Here is a 24,421-nt window from a genome sequence, read left to right as displayed (position 1 = left end):
GTTTTGGTGATGATGCGGGTCACGATGCGAAATAGCGTCAGCGGTGTAGCAGAGGGGGGCTATCTACCCGCTGTCAACTCCTCGAGCACGTACGTCATCCCCGCACATGGCTGACTAAATATCAAATACTAAGTAAGAGCGCCGGACGCTACCCGGCGCTCCGAATCAAACTATCCTTTGTCGCAGCAAAGCAATCAAAGTGTTCAGCTCGCCATCTTGGGCCGGCTTCAGCGCTGCATCGCGTAGCTGGCCGAACGACGCTTTAAATCGGACTCTAACTTTCGGAGGTCCTTTTACTTGCATCGGTGCGCTATTGGCCCAACCTTCCCCGACCAAAGTCGTCATCAAAGTCTTGAAATCGTGGCCATACTCCGAAAATATAGTTCGAAGATAATCGTTCTCGGGAACAGAGTAATCGGCGTGTAGCATTAACGATGTGCCGACGGGAGAGCGAGCAGCTAGGTCGGAAAGAAGTCCGGCAAGCCGATCACGATTCTCTACTTCGTCCGCATTAATCGTACTGGGGAATATGCTGAACGGGTAAACATTTGATAGTTGTGCACTCCAACCATACTCGACACCGTCGGCTATGATCAGTGATAATTGGCCAGCCGCAGGAACGATATCCGCATCGAGCCATGTACGTCCATTGCGTAAATGGATCTCGGTAGCGCGCAAATCTACCATGCTTCCGGTTACGTTATTGTTCCCGCTAAATGAAAAGGCTTGGGAAGAGCCTTCACCGATGCCGACCATGGTAAATGGCTCATCTGTGTTTACGGTGACATTCCGTATTTGGCCAAAAAAATAAACGGGCGTAGTTGCCTTGAAAGTTAGCGAATCCTCGAGAACGTCTATCGTAACGAAAGCATCCGCGTCATCTTCCTTATCGGTGATCTCTACGCGCTCGTCCTTAGTCAAGGGGTCATTCCAGAACGAGGTCAGGACGTATCCCAAGTACTCCCCTTCTAAGATAGCATCGCCTGCTAAAGTCCCCCGAAGTGAACGCCACAAAAACGGTTGGCGTGCAAGCTGCCGAAGGATATTGTGGTCTTGAATCTTCCAGCCCGCGTCTATTGCCCTCGCAACAACGTAAGAGGCGATAACCTCGTTACTAAAGCGGCCATCTTTAACAAACGGATGTTCCGGCAGAAATCGCTTCACCTGATCCGAATACTTTACCGTATCGGATGCGTTTAGCCTGATTTTCGAGGTGCCGGTCAGCGCGAGGCCTTGTACATGTTGAAGTAACAGCGCGGCTTGTTCTTGGGGAGAGTACAGCAAACCTTGGGGGTCGATGACGCCCGCGTTGGAAAGTTGCGTCGAAACCTTGCCCTGTTCCCGATTAATTATCGAATCGAGGACGTTCTCGATTACGCTCCAAGCACTATTGAGGCGCACATCTTCTAGTTTGTTCTGTGCTTCCGCAAAATTTTCGACTTCGGGCAGCAGCGCTCCGATCGCTGCAAGCACCGGAGCGTATCCTGCAAAGCTTTTCCCGGATGGGTTATCCCAAAGTTGGTCGTGCGGTATGCTGAGCGCGTCCGCTATTTTTCGAAAATAAGTTTCGACCAGATCGTCTGCAGGTTTCTTATGAATTGTATACTGCGAATCTTGCTTAGCGGATGCAGTCGCGTACGCGTGGACAAGTTCCTTGGCGCCAGACTCGTCGAAATATCCGACGTTCAGTATTGTTACTTCGACGCCGGCATCTACAAGATACATCTCGGCGTAGGCTATCGCTTCTTCTCGGCCAAGCAGCATCAGTTTCGGCTTGCGATGACGTCGGTCCTGAAGAATGAGTTGCGCGGAAGACTCTATAAAGCTGAGATAGCCGTTGTCGCCAGAACGAAGGCGACCCTCATCTAGGGCGTCTACTAATATCGGCGCCGCGCCGGCATGAAACTCTGATACAGGCGAAATAGCACCTTGATAGTCGTTCAAGATGCCGATCAGCGATCCCGTTGCCACCGGCGTATGGGCAAGATCCAGAATTGGAATGCCCTGTGTCGCTGATATAGCCCGCGCAAGAGTCGACTTACCGACGGCGGCCGAGGCTTTAATAAGGATCACTTCGCACGCGCTAAGGTCGCGCCCGTCTACACTTTCGAAATTCGGCGGCACGAACGGTGTCGGCATGCTCGCGACCGTAAGATTGTTGCCGCGGGTAGCCATCGTGGGCCGCGACATAGCGGTAGCGACTTCCGTAAATTTCACGTCTTCCATTTTATACCTATGCGTCTTGAGTTCCCCGTTTTTAGAAGGGACAATGTTCAATCGTGGCCAGGACTGGAAGCGTGATCATCGCGCGTATCTATATCGAGAGCGCGGCGAGCGGAAGCCCCGTTCGCGCGGTCCCGACAAAATTCGGGTTTCGAAGTCAATGCGCGGGCTGTTCAGCTCATGCTATCTGGATAGCAGGCCTGTTTTCTGACGGGATGCGCCGTCAGGATATAGCGAATGACCATCGCTGATCCACAGTTCTCCGCCGACTGGAACAGACTGGATCAGTCGAGACCGGACCTCCCCCCCTAAACCATCACCAGCGCGTCGATCGCCGCTTGCAGGATGTGCGCCGCGGCGAGGTTGTCGATCCGCTCGGCGCGTTTGGCGCGGCTCATGTCCTGTTCGATCATCGTGCGCTCCACCGCCACCGTCGACCAGCGTTCGTCCCACAGCAGGATCGGCAGGCCGAGGTCGGCGCAATTCTTCGCGAAGGCGCGGGTCGACTGGCTGCGCGGGCTCTCGCTACCGTCGAGGTTGAGCGGGAGGCCGAGCACCAGCCCCTTCACCTGCTGCGCGGTGACGAGCGCGACCAGCGCCGCCTTGTCCTTGGTGAACTTGCTGCGGCGGATCAGCTCGGCGGGGCTGGCGAAGCTCCAGCCGGCGTCGCACAGCGCGGTGCCGATCGTCTTGCTGCCGAGGTCGAGGCCGAGCAGCCGCCCGCCCGCCGGCAGCGCCTCGCGGAAGACGGCGCGGTCGGGGGTGATCATCGCTTCGCGCCGAATGCGGCGAGCCGGCGCAGCGCGTCGGCGCGGACGTTGGCCCAGAACAGGCTGTAGTCGTAGACGTGGTAATTGTTGCCGGGGAGCACGTAGCTGCCGACCTCGGGCGGCTCGCCGATCAGCAGGAAGCCGCGCGGGCCGCAACGCGCGGGCACCTTGCCGGGCGCGATCGTCGCGCTGCTGAGATCGGCCGAGGGGTAGAGCGTGCCCTGGTTGGCGGCGGCGGGGGCGACGGCGTCGGCGGTGCCGGTCAGCGGGTTGGTGCAGACGAGCGGCGTGTCGCGGCGCGGGCGGCCGTCGAACCCCTGCGTCTGGTCGTAGACGTCGGTGATCTGCTGCGGGTCGGCGGGCTCGGCGAAACTCTCCCACGACAGCAGGCAGCGCGCCTGATCGGCGCGGGTGCATTCGGGCAGGCCGAGCGCGGCAAGATCGGTGGTCTTCGACACCGGCCAGCCGACGACATAAGCGGCGACGATGCGCTTGGCGATCGGCTTGCCGGCGATCTGTTCGCGGAGCAGGCGGGTGAGGTGGAGCGCGCCCTGACTGTGGCCGGCGAGGATGATCGGCCGCTTGGGATCGACCTGCCCGACGAAGGTGGCGAAGGCGGCGGCGACGTCGCCATAAGCGAGGTCGAGCGCGCGATTGGCGTCGGCGACGCTGGTCAGGAAGGCGCCGAACGTCGCCTGCCGGTAGCGCGGCGACCAGATCTCGCCGGCGGCGTTGAACGCGCTCGCCTGGCCGCGCAGGAAGATCGCGGCGCGCGCATTGGTCTCGGCATCGTCGAGCGTCGCGTTCCAATGGTCGCGGCCGATGTACGAGGTGGGGTGGATGAAGAAGACCGCCGCCTTCGGCTTCGCCTCGGGCGTGTAGCCGGCGGGGGTCCAGAGCGCGGGATTGGCCGGGATGTCGGGGCGGGCGATCCACATCGCGCGATCGTCATAGCGCTTCGGGTCGACGCGCGGCTGCGCTCTGAACGCCTCGGACGGGACCAGCGCCATGCGCAGGATCTCGACGCCGTAGAGCCGGTAAGCGAAGGCGCCGGCGATGACGAGCGCGATCAGGAACGCGAAGACGTAGAGGAATTTGCGGGCCAAGCGTGCGGGTTCCGGGCAGGGCAGGGAGGCCGCCTGATGGACGAGCCCCGGCGAACTGGCAACATACGGTTGCGCGCGGTCACGCAAGCGGAGGTTGCATCCGCCGAGCCGCCTCTGATAGGCGCAAGGCCATGTCCGTAGACACCGCCACCGTGAAGAAGGTCGCCGCGCTCGCGCGCATCGCGATCACCGACGAGGATGCCGCGCGCCTCGCCCCCGAACTCAGCAACATCCTCGGCTGGATCGAGCAACTGGAAGGGGTGGATACCGCCGGCATCGAGCCGATGACCGCGGTCATCCCCAACCAGCTGCGCCTGCGCGAGGACGTGACCGATGCCGATCCGCTGACCGGCGGCGGCATTCGCGACGCGCTGATGGCCAATGCCCCCCAGGCGGAGCATGGCTTCTTTACCGTTCCCAAGGTGATCGAATAATGGCCGAGCTGACCGAATTGGGCGTCGCCGCCCTGCGCGACGGGGTGCGCAGCGGCGCTTTTTCCGCGGTCGAGGTCGCCGACGCCTTCGTGGTGAAGGTGGCGAAGGCCAAGCCGCTCAACGCCTTCCTCGTCGAGACGCCCGATCATGCGCTGGCCGCGGCGCGCGCCGCCGATGCCGCGCGCGCGGCGGGCGAGACGCTGAAGCCGCTCGCCGGCGTGCCGATCGGGATGAAGGACCTGTTCTGCACGAACGGCGTCGCGACCACCGCGGCGAGCCATATCCTCGAAGGCTTCGTGCCGACCTACGAATCGACGATCTCGCAGAAATTGTGGGATGCCGGCGCGGGGATGCTCGGCAAGCTCAACATGGACCAGTTCGCGATGGGCTCGTCGAACGAGACCAGCGCGTTCGGCAACGTGATCTCGCCGTGGCGGCGGCCGGGCAGCGACGCGCCGCTGGCGCCGGGCGGCTCGTCGGGCGGCAGTTCGTCGGCGGTGGCGGCGGGGCTGTGTCCGGGCGCGACCGGCACCGACACCGGCGGTTCGATCCGCCAGCCGGCGGCGTTCACCGGGATCAGCGGCATCAAGCCGACCTATGGCCGCTGCTCGCGCTGGGGGACGATCGCTTTCGCCTCGTCGCTGGATCAGGCGGGGCCGATGGCGCGCGACGTGCGCGACTGCGCGATCCTGCTCGAGGCGATGGCCGGGTTCGACGCCAAGGATGCGACCTCGCTCCAGCTCGACGTGCCGCGCTGGGAACAGGGGTTGTCGGGCAATCTCGCGGGCAAGCGCGTCGGTATTCCCAAGGAATATCGCGTCGACGGCATGCCCGAGGAGATCGAGGCGCTGTGGCAGGCGGGGATCGACTGGCTGCGCGACGCGGGCGCGGAGATCGTCGAGGTCTCGCTGCCGCATACCAAATATGCGCTGCCGGCCTATTACATCATCGCGCCGGCGGAGGCCTCGTCCAACCTCGCACGCTATGACGGCGTGCGCTACGGCCTGCGCGAGCTGCCCGCCAATGAATCCGGGGGCGGGGCGGGGTTGCAGGACATGTATGCCGCGACCCGTGCCGCCGGCTTCGGCCCCGAGGTGAAGCGCCGCATCATGATCGGCACCTATGTGCTGTCGGCGGGCTTTTACGACGCCTATTACACGCAGGCGCAGAAGGTCCGGGCGCTGATCGCGCGCGATTTCGAGCGGGCGTTCGAACAGTGCGACGTGCTGCTGACGCCGACAGCGCCGTCGGCGGCGTTCGCGCTCGGCGAGAAGTCGGCCGATCCGATCGCCATGTATCTCAACGACGTGTTCACCGTACCGTCGAGCCTCGCAGGCCTGCCGGCGATGAGCGTGCCGGGCGGGCTCGACAAACAGGGACTGCCGCTGGGGTTGCAGATCATCGGCAAGCCGCTCGACGAGCAGGGCGTGCTGAACGCCGGGCTGGCGATCGAGCAGCGGGCGGGCTTCACGGCGCGGCCGCAGGCGTGGTGGTAGACGATCGTCGCGTGAGGTGTTACCTTGGTAACACCGGAGGCGGGTGATGGCGACTTTACTCGACAAGCGCACGACGACGAACATGACGAGCAAGGGTCAGGTGCTGATCCCCAAGGACGTGCGCGACGCGATCGGGCTGGTGCCGGGGCGGCCGGTGGATGTCGGGATCAACGATCGCGGCGAGGCGGTGGTCGTTCCGGGCAAGCGCTGGCCGGACGAAACGCCGGACGAGCGGGAGGCGCGGCTTGCGGCCTTCTTTGCGCGGATCCGCGAACGTCCGCAGTTCACGCAATCGGGAGCGGACTTCGTGCGCGACATTCGCGGTGACGAACCGCTGCCGTGATCCTGCTCGACACCAACATCATCGCCGATCTGCTCAGTAATGCCACCGGCTACGAACCCGAATGGTCGCGCCGTACCGTCGTTGCAGCGGAACAATCGGATGTCCTTGGCTGCAACCACATCGTCCTGGCGGAAATCATCGCTGGATCATGCCGGGCGGACATGGTCCTCGACGATCTCGAAACCCTGCACGTCGAGGTGCTGCCGTTGACGGTCGAGGCGGCGCTTGCCGGTGGCCGGGCTTTCGGCGACTATCGTCGGCGCGGCGGCAAGCGGGAGCGCGTGTTGCCCGATTTCCTGATCGCCGGCCACGCTCAGGTGCTCGGCGCGACGCTGATGACCCGCGATCGCCGGCTCGCGACCTATTTTCCAGACCTTACCCTCATCACCCCAGAGACGCATCCATGACCGAGACCAGCTACCGCATCCAGGGCGCCACCGGCGAGTGGGAGGTCGTGATCGGCCTCGAGGTCCATGCGCAGGTCACTTCCAACGCCAAATTGTTCTCGGGCGCGGCGACTGCGTTCGGGGCGGAGCCGAATACGCAGGTCAGCCTCGTCGATGCGGCGATGCCGGGGATGCTGCCGGTGCCGAACATGGAGTGCATCCGGCAGGCGGTGCGCACCGGCATGGCGATCGACGCGCAGATCAATCGCTGGTCGCGGTTCGATCGTAAGAATTACTTCTACGCCGATCTGCCGCAGGGCTATCAGATCAGCCAGCTCTATCATCCGCTGGTCGGCGAGGGCGCGATCGAGATCAGCCCCGACGACAAGAACCCCGACGCGACCAAGACGATCGGCGTCGAGCGCATCCACGTCGAGCAGGATGCCGGCAAGCTGATGCACGACCAGCATCCGACGCGCTCCTATGTCGACCTCAACCGCTCGGGCGTCGCGCTGATGGAGATCGTCAGCCGGCCCGACATGCGCTCGCCGGCCGAGGCGGGGGCGTATCTGCGCAAGCTGCGTGCGATCCTGCGCTACGTCGGCTCGTGCGACGGCAATATGGAAGAAGGCTCGATGCGCGCCGACGTCAACGTCTCCGTGCGCAAGCCGGGCGGCGAACTGGGCACGCGCACCGAGACGAAGAACGTCAATTCGGTGCGCTTCGTCATGGCGGCGATCGAATATGAGGCGAAGCGCCAGGTCGAGGTGATCGAGGACGGCGGCCGCATCGTCCAGGAGACGCGGCTGTTCAACGTCGAGAGCGGCACCACCCGCTCGATGCGCTCGAAGGAAGACGCGCACGATTACCGTTACTTCCCCGATCCCGACCTGCTGCCGCTCGAACTGGAGGAGGCGTTCCTCGCCGAGTGCCGCTCTAGCCTTCCCGAACTGCCCGACGCCAAGCGCAAGCGGTACGAATCGCTCGGCATCTCGGCCTATCAGGCGGACGTGCTGACCGCCGAGGTCGAGGCGGCGCGCTGGTTCGATGCGTTGCTCGATGCCGGGGCCAAGCCGGTCGCGGCGGCGAACTGGACGACGTCGGAGCTGTTCGGCGCGCTCAACCGCACCGGGCGCGATATCGCCGATTCGCCGGTGTCGCCGGCGCAGGCCGCCGAGCTGCTCGCGCTGGTCGCCGACGGTACGCTGTCGGGCAGCCTCGCCAAGCAGGTGTTCGAGGTGATGCTGGAGACGGGCGATGCGCCGTCGAAGATCGTCGAGGATCGCGGCCTCAAGCAGACCAGCGATACCGGCGCGATCGAGGCGGTGATCGCCGAGGTGATCGCCAGGAGTCCCAACCAGCTCGCGCAATATCGCGGCGGCAAGGAGACGTTGTTCGGTTTCTTCGTCGGCCAGACGATGAAGGCGATGGGGGGCAAGGCCAATCCGGCGGTGGTCAACGAGCTGCTCAAGAAGGCGCTCGCCTGACCGCCGCGCGGTGACGACGATCGAGCTCGACGGGCGCGGCTGGCGGAGCAGGGCGGACTTCTACGCCGCGCTGCTGCCGCGGCTCGGCGCGGAGCCGTGGGTCGGCGGCAATCTGGATGCGCTGTTCGATTGTCTCGGCGGCGGCATCGCCGATCTGGCGCCGCCGTTCGAGGTGATCGTCCGCCATGTCGGCGACCTGCCGGCGGACGAGCTTGCCTATGTGCGGCGTGCGGAGCAGGTGTTCGACGATGCCCGTGCGGAATTTGGGCGGGATGTGCGGTTGCGGTTCGTCTGAATTGGGGAGAGCAGGGATGATCGGTTTCGTTCGGGTCGCGACGCTTGCCATGTCCCTCGTCGCGGTGCCGGTGGCGGCGCAACAGGCTGCGCCTGCGGCCGCACCGGTGCCCACGCCGCAGCCGACGCCGGCGCTGCCGCGCGTCGCGTTGGAGACCAGCGTCGGGCGGTTCGTGATCGAGGCGGATATTGTGCATGCGCCGATCAGCGCGGGCAATTTCCTCAAATATGTCGACGGCAAGCGGCTCGACGGGGTGAGCTTCTATCGCGCGGTGAAGATCGGCGACCATTTCGGCTTCGTGCAATTCGGGCCGGATGGCGAGATCAAGCGGCTGCTGCCGCCGATCAAGCATGAGCCGACGACGCAGACGGGGATCCGCCATACCGACTTCACCGTTTCGACCGCGCGGTTCGAACCGGGCAGCGCGCGCGGCGAGTTCACGATCAGCATCGGCGACCAGCCGTCGTTCGATGCGGACCCGAGCAAGCCGGGCGACAATCTCGGCTATGCAGCGTTCGGCCATGTCGTCGAGGGGCAGGATACCATCCTGAAGGTGTTCGACGCGCCGGTGTCGCCGACCGCGACGCTGCGCGGCGCGTTCAAGGGCGAGGTGCCGGTGACCAAGGTGACGATCCTCACCGCGCGGCGGGTGAAATAGCGCGCATCGATTTGTCCCCGTGAGGGGGAGTTAGACGGTATCGGTCAGGGGCATGGTCTGATCCATCAGTAGATGATGGTTCGCGCAGAGGCGCAAAGACGCGGAGGTGTCACGCGCGGCGCGGAGCGCCTTCGTCGTCGCCGGATTTGGGTCTGGGCGTTCGCGGTGAGGTCATTGCCTCTCTGCGCCTCTGCGTCTCTGCGTCTCTGCGCGCAAAATCTTCCTCGCCTCGATAGACATCCGACGTTCCGGCATATGGTCGCTGGCTGGCTCGCCGGCGTCGGACCCGTCACACCGCCCTGAGACCCAATGCCCTCCGACAGGCTCAGGGCGAATGGATGGGGGTGCGGCGAGGCCAACCAACGGAGACGGAGTGGGGCAGGGCCAACCTGCAAAAAAGGCGGCCCCGCAGGGCCGCCTCGTCATTGTTGCGTCAGGTCCTGGTTCTTGACCTCGCCGCCGGTGCCGCTGTTGCCGTCGAAGGCGCCGGTGTCGGTAAAGCGCGAGGGTTCCTCGCCGCCTTCGCCGCGGGCGACCGCGTCGGCGCGGGCTTCGACCGCCTGTTCGATGTCGCTGCGCTCGTCCTCACGGGCGTCCGGATTGCTGTCCGGTGCGTCCTCGGGAAGGGCGTTGGGATCGGTGCTCATGCTCAGATCTCCGCCGGCTGCGATGTGCCGGGATCGGTGGCGGGGATCGTCGGCGAGGGGACGTCGACGTCGGGCGCGGGCGTCTGGATCTCGGGCGGCGGTGAATCGGGCTGGACCGGTTGCGGGGTGGGGGCCGGCGTTTCGGGTGGGGGCTGGGTTGCCATGTCGGTCTCTCCTTCATATGACCCAACGTTCCGGGTGCGCGCCGGTTGCCTCTTCGCTTGCCCCCGGGCGCTACGCTGGTATAGACGCGCGCCCAACGGCGGGTCCTTTGTGCGGGCGTGGCGGAATTGGTAGACGCAGCAGGTTTAGGTCCTGCCATCGCAAGATGTGGGGGTTCGAGTCCCTTCGCCCGCACCAGTCCCGCCGCTTTCGGGCGGGACGGCAGCCTTATTGAATTTCCGTCAGATTTCTCAAGATTGAAGGCCGAACATGCAGACTGTCGAGACGTTGAACGAGGGCCTGAAGCGTGCCTACACGCTGACCATCACCGCCAAGGACATCGATGCCAAGGTCGATGCCGAGGTGAAGCGCATCGCGCCGCAGGTGAAGATGCCCGGCTTCCGCCCCGGCAAGGTCCCGGCCAATCTCGTGCGCAAGATGCATGGTGAATCGCTCGCCGCCGACGCGCTCAACAGCGCGATCCAGCAGGGCGTGCAGCAGCTAATCGCCGACAAGGCGCTGCGTCCCGCGATGCAGCCCTCGGTCGCGCTCAACGACGATTACGCACCCGGCCAGGACGCCGCGGTCACCGTCGAGCTGGAAGTGCTGCCGGCCGTCCCGGCACCGGCGATCGATTCGCTCAAGCTCGAGCGGCTGACCGTGCCCGTCGCCGACGAACTGGTCGACGAGCAGCTGCAGAAGTTCGCCGACCAGTCGAAGAAGTGGGATGACGCCGACGACAAGGCCGCCGAGACCGGCGACCTCGTCACCGTCGATTTCGTCGGCAAGACCGCCGACGGCGTCGCCTTCGACGGCGGCACCGGCACCGACATGGGCGTCGAGCTCGGTTCGGGCCGCCTGATCCCCGGTTTCGAGGAGCAGCTCGTCGGCGTGAAGCTCGGCGAGGAGAAGGTGCTCAACGTGACCTTCCCCGAGGATTACGGCGCCAAGGAGCTCGCCGGCCAGCCCGCGACCTTCGAGATCACCGTCAAGAAGATTCAGGTCGCCGCGGAGAGCAAGATCGACGAGGATCTCGCCAAGAACCTCGGGCTCGAGAGCCTCGAGCAGCTGCGCGGCCTGATCAAGGGTCAGATCGAGCAGGAGCATAACGGCCTCACCCGCACCCACATGAAGCGCAAGCTGCTCGACCAGCTCGCCGAGGGTCACGATTTCGAAGTGCCGCCGTCGATGGTCGAGGCCGAGTTCGCGCAGATCTGGCAGCAGCTGGAGCATGAAGCGACGCACGAGGAAGATCCCGCCGCGGCGCTCGCCGAGATGGAAGCCGAGCGCGACGATTACCGCAAGATCGCCGAGCGCCGCGTGCGTCTGGGTCTGCTGCTGTCCGAAATCGGCCAGGCGAACGGCGTCGAGGTGTCGCAGCAGGAGATGAACCGGTTGATCGCGCAGGCCGCGCAGCAGTATCGCGGCGAGGACCAGCAGCGCTTCATCCAGTATGTCCAGCAGGAGCCGATGGCGGCCGCCCAGCTGCGCGCGCCGCTGTACGAGGACAAGGTCGTCGACTTCCTGTTCGACAAGGCCGAGGTGACCGACCGCGAAGCGACCCGCGAGGAGCTGGAAGCCGCGATCGAGAGCGAGGACGGTTTCGCGACCGGCACGCACACGCACGATCACGACAACCACAAGCCCAAGGCGAAGAAGGCCGCGGGCGAGGCCAAGCCGAAGAAGGCCGCCGCCAAGAAGCCGGTCGCCGAGGGCGACAATGCGGCGACCGAGACCCCGGCCGAGGATGCCGGTGCCGAAGCGCCCGCCAAGAAGCCGCGCGCCAAGAAGGCCGCCGCGCCGGTCGAGGCCGAGACCGCGGTGACCGAATCGTCGCCGGTCGCAGCGGAAGCGGCGGAAGGCACCGAGGCCGCCGACGCTCCGGCGAAGAAGCCGCGCGCGAAGAAGGCCGCTGCGTCGAGCGAGGGCTGAGACTGATGGGGGAGGGGCCGCGGTCCCCTCCCCACCCATCGTCATCCCCGCGTAGGCGGGGATCCATAGACGCTGACGCTGCGGCTCGATCGGAGACCTGCGCGTCTGGATCCCCGCCTGCGCGGGGATGACAAAACGCAGTGTATTATGCCAAACCCGTTGGTGCTGAGCCTGTCGAAGCATCGTGAGACTCACAGCCCTTCGACAGGCTCAGGGCAAACGGACGGATATCGGGTAGACGCATGCCGAGCGCCGCGATGAGGATTCACCCGTGACGCAACCGACGATCGCAGTCCTGCTGCCCTGCTACAACGAGGCTGCGGCGATCGCGCAGACCGTCGCCGGCTTCCGCGCCGCGCTGCCGGACGCCACCGTCTACGTCTATGACAACAATTCGACCGACGACACCGTCGTGGTCGCGCGCGCAGCCGGCGCCGTGGTCCGGACCGAGCGCATCCAGGGCAAGGGCAATGTCGTCCGCCGGATGTTCGCCGATATCGATGCCGACGTCTATGTGATGGCCGATGGCGATGCGACTTATGATGCAGCCTCCGCCCCCGCATTGGTCGCGCGGCTGCTCGATGAGCAATGCGACATGGTCGTCGGCAGCCGGATCAGCCAGGTGCAGGAAAGCTATCGCCGCGGCCATCGCTTCGGCAACGCGCTGCTCACCGGCATGCTCGCGCGGCTGTTCGGGCGCAGCTTCACCGATATCCTGTCGGGCTATCGCGTCTTCTCGCGCCGCTTCGTCAAGAGCTTCCCGTCGCTGTCCTCGGGCTTCGAGATCGAGACCGAGATCAGCGTCCACGCGCTCGAACTCAAGATGCCCTGCGCCGAGATCGAGACGCCTTATTATGCCCGGCCGGAGGGGTCGGCGTCGAAGCTGAGCACCTATGGCGACGGCTTCCGCATCCTAAACACCATCCTGACGCTGTACCGGATCGAGCGGCCGCTGCTGTTCTTCGGGGTGATCGGCGCGCTGCTCGCCGGCATCGCGGTGGCGATGAGCGTGCCGCTGGCGATCACCTATATGCACACGCATCTGGTGCCGCGCTTCCCGACCGCGATCCTGATCACCGGGCTGATGATCATCGCCGCGCTGTGCGGCTTCGCCGGTCTGATCCTCGATACCGTGGTGCGCGGGCGGCGCGAGGTGCGCCGGCTCGCCTATCTGACCCATCCCGCTCCGACCGCCGGGGCTTGAACTCCCCCGCGGGAGCGCCGATGTTGGCGATCTTCGGGGCATATAGAGAGATTTTCATGCATAATCCGTTCGAGACCGGCGACTTCATGAGCCCGATGGCCAGTGCCGGCCTTGGTTTGCAGCAGACCCAAGCGGGGCTCGTGCCGATCGTCATCGAACAGTCGAACCGCGGTGAGCGCTCGTTCGATATCTTCAGCCGCCTGCTGCGCGAGCGGATCATCTTCGTCACCGGCGGCGTCGAGGACGGCATGGCCAGCCTCATCACCGCGCAGCTGCTCTTCCTCGAGTCCGAGAACCCGAAGAAGGACATCTTCATGTACATCAACTCGCCGGGCGGCGTCGTCACGGCGGGCATGGCGATCCACGACACGATGCAGTACATCCGTCCGCGCGTCGGCACGGTCTGCATCGGTCAGGCGGCGTCGATGGGCAGCTTCCTGCTCGCCAGCGGCGAGCCGGGCATGCGTGTGGCGCTGACCAACGCGCGGATCATGATCCACCAGCCGTCGGGCGGGGCGCAAGGCATGGCGTCGGACATCGAGATCCAGGCCAAGGAAATCCTGCGTATCCGCGCCCGGATGAACCAGCTGTACGCGCAATATACCGGCCAGCCGATCGAGGAGATCGAGCGCCGGATGGATCGCGACACGTTCCTGGAAGCGCATGAAGCCAAGGAATTCGGTTTGGTCGACGAGGTGTTCGACAAGCGTCCGAGCCCCTCGGAAGACGTTGCCCAAGCGGCATAAAGGCGCAGTTCCGCGCCCGGCCGTGCCGTTAGGGACGTTTGGGCGTTGTGGTTTGCGTAACGGCCGGTCTACCATGACCGGCCTCACCAGCGGGGCCTCACCCGCGACAAGGAAGTTTGAATGACGAAACTGAGCGGTGGCGACTCGAAGAGCACCCTCTACTGCTCGTTCTGCGGCAAGTCGCAGCACGAGGTCCGCAAGCTGATTGCCGGACCCACCGTGTTCATCTGCGACGAGTGCGTCGAGCTGTGCAACGACATCATCCGTGAGGAGACGAAGTCGGCGCTGGTGTCCAAGAAGGACGGCGGCGTGCCGACTCCGCAGGAGATCTGCGACGTCCTCGACGATTACGTGATCGGCCAGAAGCGTGCCAAGCGCGTGCTGTCGGTGGCGGTGCACAATCATTACAAGCGGCTCAACCACGGCGCCAAGGGTGCCGACGTCGAGCTGAGCAAGTCGAACATCCTGCTCGTCGGGCCGACCGGCTGCGGCAAGACGCTGCTGGCGCAGACGCTGGCGCGCATCCTCGACGTGCCGTTCACCATGGCGGATGCGACGACGCTGACCGAGGCGGGCTATGTCGGCGAGGATGTCGAGAACATCATTCTCAAGCTGCTTCAGGCGTCCGACTATAACGTCGAGCGCGCGCAGCGCGGCATCGTCTATATCGACGAAATCGACAAGATCAGCCGCAAGGCGGAAAATCCGTCGATCACCCGCGACGTGTCGGGCGAGGGCGTGCAGCAGGCGCTGCTCAAGCTGATGGAAGGCACCACCGCGAGCGTACCGCCGCAGGGCGGGCGCAAGCATCCGCAGCAGGAATTCCTGCAGGTCGACACGACGAACATCCTGTTCATCTGTGGCGGCGCCTTCTCGGGCCTCGAGAAGATCATCGGCGATCGTTTGCAGGGCAAGTCGATCGGCTTTGGCGCCTATGTGGCGGCGCCCGAGGAGAAGCGCACCGGCGAGCTGCTGCGCCAGACCGAGCCGGAGGATCTGCTCAAGTTCGGTTTGATCCCCGAGTTTGTCGGCCGTCTGCCGGTGATCGCGACGCTGGAGGATCTCGACATCCCGGCGCTGGTCAAGATCCTGTCCGAGCCGAAGAACGCGCTGGTGAAGCAATATCAGAAGCTGTTCGAGATGGAGCAGGTCGAGCTGGACTTCACCGACGATGCGCTGGTGACGGTCGCCAAGAAGGCGATCGAGCGCAAGACCGGTGCGCGCGGGCTACGTTCGATCCTTGAGGCGATCCTGCTCGACACGATGTTCGACCTGCCCGGCATGGACGGCGTCGACGAGGTGATGATCGACAAGGACGTGATCGAGGGCCGCAAGGAACCGATCCGCGTCTATGCCGAGAAGAAGAAGGACGGGGCGGGCGCCGCGGCCTGATCCATTCCTGTGGACATGATGAGGAGGGGCGTCGCGCGAGCGGCGCCCCTTTTTCGTGGGGCGGTGGCTGGTCACTGGTATCTCTGGCATTGCCGCATTGGTCGAGAGGCGCCGGCGCGTCCGCCCCATCTCTAGTGTTCCCGCGAAGGCGGGAACCCAGGGCCAAGCGGAACAACGTCCGGTAGCGTGCGGGACTCCTGGGCTCCCGCCTGCGCGGGAGCACTGGCGAGGTTTTGCGCGGGAGCACTGGCGAGGTTTTGTGCGGGAGCACTGGTGAGGTTTTGACGCGTGCTCGTGCCGCGGGAGCGCGATAGCTGACGAATTCCTCACCTTCGCTAGGTGCATTCGACGTTTTTGCAGACGCCCGCCTTTGCCGGGTCGCCGGGAGGATCTGCAAAAGTCCTTGGCGGACCGGGGTGATCGGTCGGGCGGGCCGCGCGTCGCATCCGAGAGGTCGTAATTGCCGGCGAAAACGATGGCGTGATGTCGCCCGCGCGTCGCATCGCCTCATCCGGCGTTAACGTTGCCGGCCCCACGGGGGCGTTCAAACGACGGAGCGACGATGGCAACGACACGGATCGAGACCGCACCCGGCCTCAGCCCCTTATGGCACGAAGGCCGCGGACCGCTCGCGATACTGCCGCCGCTGCTGTTCCGCGACCGGCGGCCGTGGCTGGCGATCCTCGTCGGCTGGCTGCTGACCATCGTCGGCAGCATCGCGCTGAGCACCGCGATCGATCATTTCGTGCCGGGCAATCCCGGGCCGGATCTCGGCGATACCTCGGGACCGGTGAAGCTGTTCCTCGTCGCCGGCTTCAGTCCCGTCGTCGAGACGCTGATCATGGCGGGCGTCCTCAGCCTGTTGCTGCGCTGGCTGTGCGGGTGGCAGGCGGTCCTCGCGAGCAGCGCCTTGTGGGGAATTGCGCACAGCCTCGCCTCGCCGTGGTGGGGGGCGGTGATCTGGTGGCCGTTCCTGATCTTCTCGACGCTCTACGTGACGTGGCGGCCGCGCGGCTTCTGGTGGGCGGTCGGGGTCGTCGTGGCGGTGCACGTCCTCCAGAACCTGTTCCCGGCCATCCTGCTCGTCATGGGCGACTGACCGCCGCCGGCGAAACAGGCATGGCGCCCGCCGCGTCGGCGTCCTAGACCCGGAGCGACGCCAGAAAGACGAGCCGGACCATGACCTTATCGGAACGCTACCATCGCGACGGCCATGTCGGCCTGCCGCATCTGTTCGTGCCCGAGGTGCTGCTCGCTTTCTACCGGATGATGCAGGCCGATCTGCAGGCGGCGGGGCGCCCGTTGCAGAGCTTCACCGCTCGCGGGCCGTTGCTGCGCCAGCCGGCGATCGAGGTCTATGCGTTCCAATATGCGCCGATGCTCACCTTCCTGTGGGGGCTGACGCCGCGGGTCGCCGAGGTGGTGGGGTGCGAGCTGCTGCCGACCTATGCCTATTTCCGCGCCTATCAGCAGGGCGACGTCTGCCGGGTCCATTCGGATCGGCAGGCGTGCGAGCACAGCCTGTCGCTGACCATCGCTTACGGTGACGACCGGCCATGGGCGCTGTCGGTCGCGACCGAGCGAAGCGAGGTGCCGCAGCCGCAGGTCAGCGACGATTTCGGCACGCAACCCTATGCGTCGGTCGCGATGCAGCCGGGCGACGGGGTATTGTATCAGGGGACGCATCACCGGCACGGCCGGCTCGAGGCCAATCCGAATAGCTGGTCGGCGCACCTCTTCCTGCATTGGGTGGAGAAAGACGGTCGCTATCGCGATCAGGCGTTCGACCGTCCGGCGCAGGCGCGCGCCGCACAGGGGCGATAAACGGGACCGGTGTATTGCTCTTGATCCGTATCAAAGTGTTAATGGCATTCCGCTGCGGCGATCAATACGGACCTTTTCGCGGCGCAAGAGCATTGGCCTTGCGTAACGATCTGGAGACGAAAGCATGACCGTGACCAAGGGCTGGATGGGGCTGCCGCTATGGGCGATCCTGTTCCCGGCGCTCGGCGTGCCGGTGGTGCTGCTGTCCGTCTATGCGATGGGGACGATCGGCACGATCGTCGCCGCGGTCGTGCTGATCGGCGCGGTCGTGGCGGCGGTGCATCATGCAGAGGTCGTCGCGCATCGCGTCGGCGAGCCGTTCGGGACCTTGGTGCTGGCGATCGCGGTGACCGTGATCGAGGTGTCGCTGATCGTCTCGCTGATGCTGTCGGGATCGGGCGACGTCGCCGCGCTGGCGCGCGACACGGTGTTCGCGGCGATCATGATCATCTTGAACTTCATTATCGGGCTGTGCCTGCTGACCGGCGGGATCACGCATGGTGAACAGCGCTTCACGCTGCGCGGGATCAGTGCCGCGCTGGCGACGCTCGCCGCGCTGGTCGTCCTGTCGCTGATCCTGCCCAATTACACGACCAGCGCGGCGGGGCCGACCTATGCGCCGTCGCAATTGATCTTCGTGGCGATCGTCAGCCTGGTGCTCTACGGCACGTTCGTGCTGGTCCAGACGGTGCGGCATCGCGACTATTTCCTGCCCGCGGGTGACATCGCGCCGGAAGAGCATGCACCGCCGCCGAGCGACCGTACCGCGTGGATCGCGTTCGGCATCCTGCTGGTCGCGCTGGTCGTCGTGGTGCTGCTCGCCAAGGGACTGTCGGCGCAGGTGGAGGCGGCGATCCTCGCCGCCGGGCTGCCGCTGGCGATCGTCGGCGTGGTGATCGCCGCGCTGGTGCTCGCGCCGGAAAGCCTCGCCGCCTACAATGCGGCGCGGCGCGACCGGTTGCAGACCAGCCTCAACCTCGCGCTGGGATCGGCGCTGGCGACGATCGGACTGACCATCCCGGCGGTGGCGATCGTCAGCTTGGTGCTCGGTCTGCCGCTGGCGCTGGGGATCGGGGCGAAGAGCATGACGCTGCTGGCGCTGTCGCTGTTCGTGACGACGATCTCGCTCGGCACCGGGAGGACTACGGTGCTGCAGGGCGTGGTGCATCTGGTGATCTTCGCGGCGTATCTGTTCACCACGGTGGTGCCGTAGAGGCGCGCGTGGCCTAGCGCGGGTCGCATATGAACGTTCATGTGAGCGCACCGCCTTCCAACCCCACCCCGTCACCCCGGACTCGTTCCGGGGTCCACCCTGCGGCGAGGAGAACGGCTTGAAAGGGCACCATTCTCTTGCGGCCCGGTGGACCCGGGAACGAGTCCGGGGTGACGAAGAATATGTGGAAGCGGCTTGATCCTCGTCCCCGCAGTCATATGCGATAGCCTTGCCTTGGCGGGGGAGGAAGTTTCGCCAAGCTTGGAACGTCGACCCGGCCTAGCGCGGGCGCTGGCGGCTGGCGAGCCACAGTCCACCGGCGATCTGCGCGAGCGCATAGAGTTGCCGCCGGCCGGGACGGTCGACGAACGGCGCGACCGTCCTTTCCGCGCCGAGCGCCTCCTCCTTCCACAGATCGACGTGGCGACGCGGCTGGAGGAGGCCGACGAGGCCGTCGCCGACCATGAAGATTGCCGCCATTTCGGCAGCGCGGGCGGTCCAGGGCTGGGTCGTCATCGCAGGCTCCTCGATCACTTGGGTTTGGGCTGCGCGGCCTTCCACGCCTGATAGGCGTCGATCGCGTCGTCCTGCTTGAGCACGCGCGCCATCGGATCGACGACGACGTGCGCGCCCGCCGGCACGGTGATCGTCGCGACGCCGCCGGTCATCGCCACCTTCTGGACGACGTCGTCGACCGACACCTCGACCGGCAGCGGGAAGGGCTTGTTGGTCGGCGAGGTCCATTTCAGCGTGAGCTGCGTCGCATTGCGCGTCGCGGTCAGTTTGGGCAGCGCCGCCTGGTAGAGATAGACGTCGAAGAACCACTGCCAATCCTGCCCCGTCACCTGCTTGACGTAGCCGATGAACTCGGGCGTCGTGCGGAACACGGGCTGGAAATTGCCCGGCGCGGGATCGGCGCGGCCGTAGACGGTCCAGCGCAAGATCTCGTCGAATTGCCTGTCGCCGATCGCGTTGCGCAGCGTGTGGAGTACCCACGCGCCCTTGTAATAGATGTCGCCGCCGCGGCCCGGCGCGGTCTTGTAGACGTCGTCGGCGGTCTGCGGCTTGCCGGCGACCAGCGCCGACTGGTTGAGAATCTTCGGCCGCATGTCGAGCATCATCGCCGCATAGCGCGCGTCGCCGTCGCGCCAGCGGCCGTAGAGCGGCTGCATATATTCGGTGAAGCCCTCGTGCATCCAGAAGTCGTCCCAATTGGGCGCGGTCATCTGGTTGGCGAACCATTCGTGGCCGAATTCGTGCTGGAACAGCCAGTCGAAGCCCTCGGGCGCCTTGGCATAGTCGTTGCCGTAGGCGTTGATCGTCTGGTGCTCCATGCCCTTGTGCGGGGTCTCGACCACGCCGACCTTCTCGTTCGCCCAGGGATAGGGGCCGACGACGCTTTCGTAGAAGTCGAGCGTCGGCGCGAATTCGGCGAACAGCTTCTCCGCTTTCTCCTTCTCGCCGGGCAGATACCAATAATACATCGGGATCTCGTTGCCGTATTTGCTCTTGTAGGTGCCGGTCAGCTCCTCATACGGGCCGACGTTGAGCGCGATCGTATAGGGGTTGGGGTGCGCGACCTCCCAGTTCCAGGTGCTGCGGCCGTCGTCGAGATGGTCGACGCCGAGCAACTTGCCGTTCGACGGCGCCTTCAGCCCCTTGGGCACGGTGATGTGCAGCGTCACCTTCTGCGGCTCGTAGGTCGGATAGTCGATGCACGGCCAGAACAGGTCGCAGCCCTCGCCCTGCACCGCAGTGGCGATCCACGGACTGCCGTCGGGCGTCTTGGCCCACACGAAGCCGCCGTCCCACGGCGCGCGCACCGCGGTATGCGGACGGCCGCCATAGGTGATCTTGACGGTGAGCTTAGCGTCCTTGGCGGCCTTCTTGACCAATTTGATCGTCATCCGGCCTTCGGGGTTGCTGAACCCCGCCGAATCGACGCCGTCGACGGTCACCGCGGTGACGGTGAAATTCTTGTCGAGATCGACCACCAGCCGGTCGATCCGCTCCTTGGCGGTGAAGACGAGCGTCGCGGTGGCGTTGATGACCTCGCGCTCGGGATCGACCTCGAATTGCAGGTCGGCGGTGTCGAACGTCACCTTCTTCTGCGCGGCGTCGAGCGGCCCGCCCGAGGCGGCGGTCTGTGCGCTGAGCGGCGGCTTGCCCGGTTCGGCGGCATAAGCGCTGGCCGACAGCAGCAATAGGGCGGCGAACGGCAGGCGTAGCGGCATTCTGTACTCCCGGATGGAAGCGGCGGGTTTCGGCGCTCGGCGGAAGGATGACAAGACCTGCCGTGCCGTGAGCGCGACGATTGATGGATACGCCCCGATCCCCATATAGTGTATCAAAGCCACCCCGTTCGAGGTGGCACCGGAGTATCCATGATCACATTCCCCGTTCTGCCGCTGCGCGACATCGTCGTGTTCCCGCACATGATCGTGCCGCTGTTCGTCGGACGCGACAAATCGGTCGCCGCGCTGGAAGCGGCGATGGGCGCGGACAAGGAGATCTTCCTCGTCGCGCAGCTCGACCCCGCCGAGGACGATCCCGGCCGCGAGGACCTGTACGAGGTCGGCGTCACCGCGACCGTGCTGCAATTGCTGAAGCTGCCCGACGGCACCGTGCGCGTGCTGGTCGAGGGCAAGGCGCGTGGTCGCCTGGGCGAGCTGTCGGAGGGCGACGGCTTTCTGCAATCGACCGTCGAGATGCTCGAGGAGCGCGAGGCGGAGGGTATCGAGGTCGAGGCGCTGATGCGCTCGGCGGTCGAGCAGTTCGAAACCTATGCCAAGCTCAACAAGAAGCTGCCGGCCGAGACCGCGCAGCAGCTCGGCGAGATCACGAAGGCGTCGAAGCTCGGCGATGCGATCATGGCCAACGTGCAGGTCAAGGTCGCCGACAAGCAGGCGCTGCTGGTCGAGCTTGATCCCGTCAAGCGGCTGGAAATGGCCTATGCGCTGATGGAAGGCGAGCTCGGCGTCCTGCACGTCGAGAAGAAGATCAAGAGTCGCGTCAAGCGCCAGATGGAGAAGACGCAGCGCGAATATTATCTCAACGAGCAGCTGAAGGCGATCCAGCGCGAGCTGGGCAATAGCGACGACGAAAGCGACGGCGACGAGATCGCCGAGCTGACGCAGAAGATCGCGACGCTCAAGCTCAGCAAGGAGGCGCGCAGCAAGGCGACGTCGGAGCTGAAGAAGCTCAAGACCATGGCGCCGATGAGCGCCGAGGCGACCGTCGTGCGCAATTACCTCGACGTGCTGCTCGGCCTGCCCTGGGGCAAGAAGTCCAAGATCAAGAAGGACATTGCCGCGGCGCAGGCGGTGCTGGACGAGGACCATTACGCGCTGGAGAAGGTCAAGGACCGGATCGTCGAATATCTCGGCGTGCAGGCGCGCACCAACAAGCTGAAGGGGCCGATCCTCTGCCTCGTCGGCCCGCCGGGCGTCGGCAAGACCAGCCTCGGCAAGTCGATCGCCAAGGCGACCGGGCGCGAGTTCATCCGCCAGAGCCTCGGCGGCGTGCGCGACGAGGCCGAGATCCGCGGCCATCGCCGTACGTACATCGGTTCGCTTCCCGGCAAGATCGTGACCAACCTCAAGAAGGCTGGCACGTCCAACCCGCTGTTCCTGCTCGACGAGATCGACAAGCTCGGTCAGGATTTTCGCGGCGATCCGGCGTCGGCGCTGCTCGAGGTGCTCGACCCCGAGCAGAACGGCAAGTTCAACGACCATTATCTCGAGATCGACATCGATCTGTCCGACGTGATGTTCGTCTGCACTGCCAACACGCTCAACCTGCCGCAGCCGCTGCTCGACCGGATGGAGATCATCCGCCTCGAAGGCTATACCGAGGACGAGAAGGTCGAGATCGCCAAGGGCCATCTGATCGAGAAGCAGATCGAGGCGCACGGCCTGAAGCCGGGCGAATTCACGCTGACCGACGACGGCCTGCGCGCGCTGATCCAGAAATACACGCGCGAGGCGGGCGTTCGTACGCTGGAGCGCGAGATCGCGCGGCTGGCGCGCAAGGCGCTGCGCCAGATCCTCGAAGGCAAGGCGACCAGCGTCACGGTGACGCCCGACAATCTCGGCGAGTTCGCGGGCGTGCAGAAGTTCCGCCACGGGCTCGGCGAGACCGAGCATCAGATCGGCGCGGTCACCGGGCTTGCCTGGACCGAGGTGGGCGGCGAATTGCTGACGATCGAGAGCGTCACCGTGCCGGGCAAGGGCGCGGTCAAGACCACGGGCACGCTGGGCGACGTGATGAAGGAATCGGTGCAGGCCGCCTTCAGCTTCGTCCAGGCGCGCAGCCCGAGCTACGGCATCAAGCCGTCGCTGTTCCACCGCAAGGACATCCACATCCACCTCCCCGAAGGGGCGGTGCCGAAGGACGGGCCGTCGGCGGGTATCGGTCTGGTGGTCTCGATCGTCTCGACGCTGACCGGCGTGGCGGTGAAGAAGGACGTCGCGATGACCGGTGAGGTCACCTTGCGTGGCCGCGTGCTGCCGATCGGCGGGCTCAAGGAGAAGCTGCTTGCTGCGCTGCGCGGCGGCATCACCACGGTGCTGATCCCGCAGGAGAACGAAAAGGACCTCGCCGACATTCCGCAGAACATCAAGGACGGGCTGACCATCGTGCCGGTCGCGCATGTCGACGAGGTGCTCAAGCTGGCGCTGACCGAGCCGCTGTCGGCGATCGAGTGGACGGATGCCGATGAACTCGCCGCATTGCCCCCGGCGGGGGTTGCGCCTGCGGGCGGTGAGTTGCATCACTGAGCCAAGGGCGGCTAGGCCGTCGTTAACGTTTTGAAACCGCTGCGCCTTACAGAGCGCAACGGTATCGATTGACTCTGCCGGTCGGGGCGGCCTTATTGGTCGTTCTGGCTTGGCAATGATTCTTTTCAGGGTTCGAAGGGGCAGTATTCCATGAACAAGCAAGAGCTGATCGCGACGGTCGCGGACACCTCGGGGCTCGCCAAGGGCGATGCGATCAAGGCGGTGGAAGCGGTCTTCGATGCGATCACCGACAGCTTGAAGAAGGGCGACGAGGTTCGTCTGGTGGGGTTCGGCACCTTCTCCGTCTCCAAGCGCAAGGCGTCGCAGGGCCGCAATCCCCGCACGCTGGAGCCGATGACGATCAAGGCGTCCAACCAGCCCAAGTTCAAGGCCGGCAAGGGCCTGAAAGATTCGGTGAACTGAGACTGGACAGCGGCGGCGGCTGCCCGTAAAGGCCCGCCTCCGACAAGTTTCGGGCGCGTAGCTCAGCGGTAGAGCACACCCTTCACACGGGTGGGGTCACAGGTTCAATCCCTGTCGCGCCCACCATATCAGCCCGTCCGATCGCATGATCGGCGGGCTTTTTGGTTTCTGGCGACGGTGCGTCGCGGCCGGCGCGCCGGGCGTGGGGCAGTCCGGTCCCCCTTTTGGTCGTTGCGGATCGGGAACAATCGCCCGATCTCCGGATTAAGCTCTTCAGTTCAAAGGGAGAGAGATCATGGTAGACTATACGACCGACCGTAACGGCGACCGCGTCATCGTCGAGCGCCGCGGCGGCGCGGGCCGTGTGCTGGCGATCGTGGCCGTGGTGGCGATCATCATCGTCGCTCTGCTGTTCCTGACCGGCTTCTGGAGCGCGGACGTCACCAAGAAGGGCTCGCTGCCGACCGTCGACGTCAGCGCCAAGGGCGGCTCGCTGCCGGCGGTGGATCTCGATTCGAAGAAGGTCGTCGTCGGCACCAAGGAAACCACGGTCGAAGTGCCCAAGGTCAAGACCGAGAGGGAAACCGTCTCGGTCCCCGCGATCGGCGTGACGGAAGGCAAGAAGTAAGCTTCCCGGCTTGATGCGTGGCGGGCGTCCTCCGGAAGGAGGGCGCCCGTTTTGCGTTTGGGGGCAGAATGCGAATTCCTCCCTCGCTTTAGCGGGGGAGGGGGACCGCCCTCGTCAGCGGGTGGTGGAGGGGGCGTTTCCGCATACGCCACGCTTACTGTATCCTCCCCCTCCGTCAGGCCTCCGGCCTGCCACCTCCCCCTGGCGGGGGAGGAATTTCACTGGCATTCAGTGGCTTGCGTCCCATGCGTCGCGCTGTCGCCCAGCCGCTGCC

General features: G+C 65.2%; 24 protein-coding genes and 2 tRNA genes. 19 read left to right on the top strand and 7 right to left on the bottom strand.

Features of this window, described 5'->3' with window-relative positions; genetic code table 11:
- Nucleotides 1-165: 165 nt before the first annotated feature.
- From MC45_RS19280 to MC45_RS08585, 3 genes are all read right to left on the bottom strand, one after another.
- Nucleotides 166-2,175, bottom strand: a complete 2,010-nt coding sequence (locus MC45_RS19280) for a hypothetical protein (protein ID WP_156143807.1) — start codon at nucleotides 2,173-2,175, stop codon at nucleotides 166-168.
- 356 nt (nucleotides 2,176-2,531) lie between these two features.
- Entirely contained in the window at nucleotides 2,532-2,993 is a 462-nt protein-coding gene (gene ruvX, locus MC45_RS08590) for a Holliday junction resolvase RuvX (protein WP_038661860.1), read from the bottom strand.
- Nucleotides 2,990-4,099: a DUF3089 domain-containing protein gene (locus MC45_RS08585; RefSeq protein WP_038661857.1), complete on the bottom strand. Its 1,110-nt coding sequence runs from the start codon at nucleotides 4,097-4,099 to the stop codon at nucleotides 2,990-2,992. The genes ruvX and MC45_RS08585 overlap by 4 nt, the downstream gene beginning before the upstream one ends.
- A gap of 131 nt (nucleotides 4,100-4,230) precedes the next feature.
- On the opposite strand from MC45_RS08585, the gene gatC reads away from it, so the two are divergent.
- Genes gatC through MC45_RS08550 form a run of 7 tightly spaced genes read left to right on the top strand, consistent with a single transcriptional unit; the run spans nucleotide 4,231 to nucleotide 9,198 of the window.
- Nucleotides 4,231-4,533: an Asp-tRNA(Asn)/Glu-tRNA(Gln) amidotransferase subunit GatC gene (gene gatC, locus MC45_RS08580; protein ID WP_038661854.1), complete on the top strand. Its 303-nt coding sequence runs from the start codon at nucleotides 4,231-4,233 to the stop codon at nucleotides 4,531-4,533.
- Nucleotides 4,533-6,029 (top strand): Asp-tRNA(Asn)/Glu-tRNA(Gln) amidotransferase subunit GatA, encoded by a 1,497-nt coding sequence (gene gatA, locus MC45_RS08575; protein WP_038661851.1) that lies wholly within the window; start codon nucleotides 4,533-4,535, stop codon nucleotides 6,027-6,029. The genes gatC and gatA overlap by 1 nt, the downstream gene beginning before the upstream one ends.
- Nucleotides 6,030-6,075: 46 nt before the next feature.
- Nucleotides 6,076-6,372: an AbrB/MazE/SpoVT family DNA-binding domain-containing protein gene (locus MC45_RS08570; protein WP_052075582.1), complete on the top strand. Its 297-nt coding sequence runs from the start codon at nucleotides 6,076-6,078 to the stop codon at nucleotides 6,370-6,372.
- Nucleotides 6,369-6,779, top strand: coding sequence for a type II toxin-antitoxin system VapC family toxin (locus MC45_RS08565; RefSeq protein ID WP_038661849.1), 411 nt, complete (start codon nucleotides 6,369-6,371; stop codon nucleotides 6,777-6,779). Before MC45_RS08570 ends, MC45_RS08565 begins: the two co-directional genes overlap by 4 nt.
- The gene (gatB, locus tag MC45_RS08560; protein WP_038661846.1) at nucleotides 6,776-8,245 is read left to right on the top strand and encodes an Asp-tRNA(Asn)/Glu-tRNA(Gln) amidotransferase subunit GatB; all 1,470 of its coding nucleotides are present in this window, start codon (nucleotides 6,776-6,778) and stop codon (nucleotides 8,243-8,245) included. Before MC45_RS08565 ends, gatB begins: the two co-directional genes overlap by 4 nt.
- Before the next feature lie 10 nt (nucleotides 8,246-8,255).
- Nucleotides 8,256-8,540 (top strand): barstar family protein, encoded by a 285-nt coding sequence (locus tag MC45_RS08555; protein ID WP_038661843.1) that lies wholly within the window; start codon nucleotides 8,256-8,258, stop codon nucleotides 8,538-8,540.
- 16 nt (nucleotides 8,541-8,556) lie between these two features.
- Complete coding sequence (locus MC45_RS08550) at nucleotides 8,557-9,198, top strand: peptidylprolyl isomerase (RefSeq protein ID WP_245640887.1); 642 nt, start codon at nucleotides 8,557-8,559, stop codon at nucleotides 9,196-9,198.
- Between the two features lie 422 nt (nucleotides 9,199-9,620).
- On the opposite strand, the gene MC45_RS08545 is transcribed toward MC45_RS08550, so the two are convergent.
- Complete coding sequence (locus tag MC45_RS08545) at nucleotides 9,621-9,845, bottom strand: hypothetical protein (RefSeq protein WP_038661840.1); 225 nt, start codon at nucleotides 9,843-9,845, stop codon at nucleotides 9,621-9,623.
- A gap of 2 nt (nucleotides 9,846-9,847) precedes the next feature.
- A complete protein-coding gene (locus MC45_RS19535) occupies nucleotides 9,848-10,009 on the bottom strand; it encodes a hypothetical protein (protein WP_169742536.1) in 162 nt (53 codons plus the stop codon).
- Nucleotides 10,010-10,120: 111 nt separating this feature from the next.
- On the opposite strand from MC45_RS19535, the gene MC45_RS08540 reads away from it, so the two are divergent.
- The 8 genes from MC45_RS08540 to MC45_RS08505 all read left to right on the top strand — a co-directional run bounded on the left by MC45_RS08540 (nucleotide 10,121) and on the right by MC45_RS08505 (nucleotide 18,318).
- Nucleotides 10,121-10,205: transfer RNA gene (locus MC45_RS08540), tRNA-Leu, on the top strand.
- A gap of 72 nt (nucleotides 10,206-10,277) precedes the next feature.
- Nucleotides 10,278-11,939: a trigger factor gene (gene tig, locus MC45_RS08535; protein ID WP_038661838.1), complete on the top strand. Its 1,662-nt coding sequence runs from the start codon at nucleotides 10,278-10,280 to the stop codon at nucleotides 11,937-11,939.
- Between the two features lie 271 nt (nucleotides 11,940-12,210).
- Entirely contained in the window at nucleotides 12,211-13,143 is a 933-nt protein-coding gene (locus MC45_RS08530) for a glycosyltransferase family 2 protein (RefSeq protein WP_038661835.1), read from the top strand.
- Nucleotides 13,144-13,199: 56 nt separating this feature from the next.
- Nucleotides 13,200-13,889 carry an ATP-dependent Clp protease proteolytic subunit gene (locus tag MC45_RS08525; protein WP_038661833.1) on the top strand — a complete coding sequence of 230 codons (690 nt, stop codon included), beginning with the start codon at nucleotides 13,200-13,202 and terminating at the stop codon, nucleotides 13,887-13,889.
- Nucleotides 13,890-14,009: 120 nt separating this feature from the next.
- A complete protein-coding gene (gene clpX / locus MC45_RS08520) occupies nucleotides 14,010-15,281 on the top strand; it encodes an ATP-dependent Clp protease ATP-binding subunit ClpX (RefSeq protein WP_037533125.1) in 1,272 nt (423 codons plus the stop codon).
- 562 nt (nucleotides 15,282-15,843) lie between these two features.
- A complete protein-coding gene (locus tag MC45_RS08515; protein ID WP_038661831.1) occupies nucleotides 15,844-16,380 on the top strand; it encodes a hypothetical protein in 537 nt (178 codons plus the stop codon).
- Between the two features lie 80 nt (nucleotides 16,381-16,460).
- Nucleotides 16,461-17,105 (top strand): hypothetical protein, encoded by a 645-nt coding sequence (locus tag MC45_RS08510; protein WP_038661828.1) that lies wholly within the window; start codon nucleotides 16,461-16,463, stop codon nucleotides 17,103-17,105.
- Nucleotides 17,106-17,229: 124 nt separating this feature from the next.
- Nucleotides 17,230-18,318 carry a calcium:cation antiporter gene (locus tag MC45_RS08505; RefSeq protein WP_038661825.1) on the top strand — a complete coding sequence of 363 codons (1,089 nt, stop codon included), beginning with the start codon at nucleotides 17,230-17,232 and terminating at the stop codon, nucleotides 18,316-18,318.
- Nucleotides 18,319-18,597: 279 nt separating this feature from the next.
- On the opposite strand, the gene MC45_RS08500 is transcribed toward MC45_RS08505, so the two are convergent.
- Nucleotides 18,598-18,834, bottom strand: a complete 237-nt coding sequence (locus tag MC45_RS08500) for a hypothetical protein (RefSeq protein WP_038666939.1) — start codon at nucleotides 18,832-18,834, stop codon at nucleotides 18,598-18,600.
- Between the two features lie 14 nt (nucleotides 18,835-18,848).
- Nucleotides 18,849-20,552, bottom strand: coding sequence for a M1 family metallopeptidase (locus tag MC45_RS08495; protein ID WP_038661822.1), 1,704 nt, complete (start codon nucleotides 20,550-20,552; stop codon nucleotides 18,849-18,851).
- Between the two features lie 150 nt (nucleotides 20,553-20,702).
- Between MC45_RS08495 and lon the strand changes: the two genes are divergently transcribed.
- The 4 genes from lon (at nucleotide 20,703) to MC45_RS08475 (ending at nucleotide 24,147) form a co-directional block, all read left to right on the top strand.
- Complete coding sequence (gene lon, locus MC45_RS08490; protein ID WP_038661819.1) at nucleotides 20,703-23,096, top strand: endopeptidase La; 2,394 nt, start codon at nucleotides 20,703-20,705, stop codon at nucleotides 23,094-23,096.
- A gap of 150 nt (nucleotides 23,097-23,246) precedes the next feature.
- Nucleotides 23,247-23,519, top strand: a complete 273-nt coding sequence (locus MC45_RS08485) for an HU family DNA-binding protein (RefSeq protein ID WP_038661816.1) — start codon at nucleotides 23,247-23,249, stop codon at nucleotides 23,517-23,519.
- 51 nt (nucleotides 23,520-23,570) lie between these two features.
- Nucleotides 23,571-23,645 (top strand) — tRNA-Val (locus MC45_RS08480).
- A 169-nt stretch (nucleotides 23,646-23,814) separates the two neighbouring features.
- Entirely contained in the window at nucleotides 23,815-24,147 is a 333-nt protein-coding gene (locus MC45_RS08475) for a hypothetical protein (RefSeq protein ID WP_038661813.1), read from the top strand.
- Nucleotides 24,148-24,421 lie beyond the last annotated feature (274 nt).

It is taken from the genome of Sphingomonas taxi (assembly GCF_000764535.1).
GTDB lineage: Bacteria > Pseudomonadota > Alphaproteobacteria > Sphingomonadales > Sphingomonadaceae > Sphingomonas > Sphingomonas taxi.
The sequence above is the reverse complement of the archived record's forward strand: the minus strand, read 5'-3'. Positions and strand labels throughout refer to the sequence as shown.

What these genes read in the sequence shown, in the direction of transcription:
- MC45_RS08570 (WP_052075582.1), top strand. Translation starts at nt 6,076, where the DNA reads ATGGCGACTTTACTCGACAAGCGCACGACGACGAACATGACGAGCAAG.
- MC45_RS08495 (WP_038661822.1), bottom strand. Translation starts at nt 20,552, where the DNA reads ATGCCGCTACGCCTGCCGTTCGCCGCCCTATTGCTGCTGTCGGCCAGC.
- MC45_RS08475 (WP_038661813.1), top strand. Translation starts at nt 23,815, where the DNA reads ATGGTAGACTATACGACCGACCGTAACGGCGACCGCGTCATCGTCGAG.
- gatB (WP_038661846.1), top strand. Translation starts at nt 6,776, where the DNA reads ATGACCGAGACCAGCTACCGCATCCAGGGCGCCACCGGCGAGTGGGAG.
- tig (WP_038661838.1), top strand. Translation starts at nt 10,278, where the DNA reads ATGCAGACTGTCGAGACGTTGAACGAGGGCCTGAAGCGTGCCTACACG.
- lon (WP_038661819.1), top strand. Translation starts at nt 20,703, where the DNA reads ATGATCACATTCCCCGTTCTGCCGCTGCGCGACATCGTCGTGTTCCCG.
- MC45_RS08550 (WP_245640887.1), top strand. Translation starts at nt 8,557, where the DNA reads ATGATCGGTTTCGTTCGGGTCGCGACGCTTGCCATGTCCCTCGTCGCG.
- ruvX (WP_038661860.1), bottom strand. Translation starts at nt 2,993, where the DNA reads ATGATCACCCCCGACCGCGCCGTCTTCCGCGAGGCGCTGCCGGCGGGC.
- MC45_RS08515 (WP_038661831.1), top strand. Translation starts at nt 15,844, where the DNA reads ATGGCAACGACACGGATCGAGACCGCACCCGGCCTCAGCCCCTTATGG.
- MC45_RS19535 (WP_169742536.1), bottom strand. Translation starts at nt 10,009, where the DNA reads ATGGCAACCCAGCCCCCACCCGAAACGCCGGCCCCCACCCCGCAACCG.
- MC45_RS08500 (WP_038666939.1), bottom strand. Translation starts at nt 18,834, where the DNA reads ATGACGACCCAGCCCTGGACCGCCCGCGCTGCCGAAATGGCGGCAATC.
- gatC (WP_038661854.1), top strand. Translation starts at nt 4,231, where the DNA reads ATGTCCGTAGACACCGCCACCGTGAAGAAGGTCGCCGCGCTCGCGCGC.
- MC45_RS08545 (WP_038661840.1), bottom strand. Translation starts at nt 9,845, where the DNA reads ATGAGCACCGATCCCAACGCCCTTCCCGAGGACGCACCGGACAGCAAT.
- MC45_RS08485 (WP_038661816.1), top strand. Translation starts at nt 23,247, where the DNA reads ATGAACAAGCAAGAGCTGATCGCGACGGTCGCGGACACCTCGGGGCTC.
- MC45_RS08525 (WP_038661833.1), top strand. Translation starts at nt 13,200, where the DNA reads ATGCATAATCCGTTCGAGACCGGCGACTTCATGAGCCCGATGGCCAGT.
- clpX (WP_037533125.1), top strand. Translation starts at nt 14,010, where the DNA reads ATGACGAAACTGAGCGGTGGCGACTCGAAGAGCACCCTCTACTGCTCG.
- MC45_RS08510 (WP_038661828.1), top strand. Translation starts at nt 16,461, where the DNA reads ATGACCTTATCGGAACGCTACCATCGCGACGGCCATGTCGGCCTGCCG.
- gatA (WP_038661851.1), top strand. Translation starts at nt 4,533, where the DNA reads ATGGCCGAGCTGACCGAATTGGGCGTCGCCGCCCTGCGCGACGGGGTG.
- MC45_RS08505 (WP_038661825.1), top strand. Translation starts at nt 17,230, where the DNA reads ATGACCGTGACCAAGGGCTGGATGGGGCTGCCGCTATGGGCGATCCTG.
- MC45_RS19280 (WP_156143807.1), bottom strand. Translation starts at nt 2,175, where the DNA reads ATGGCTACCCGCGGCAACAATCTTACGGTCGCGAGCATGCCGACACCG.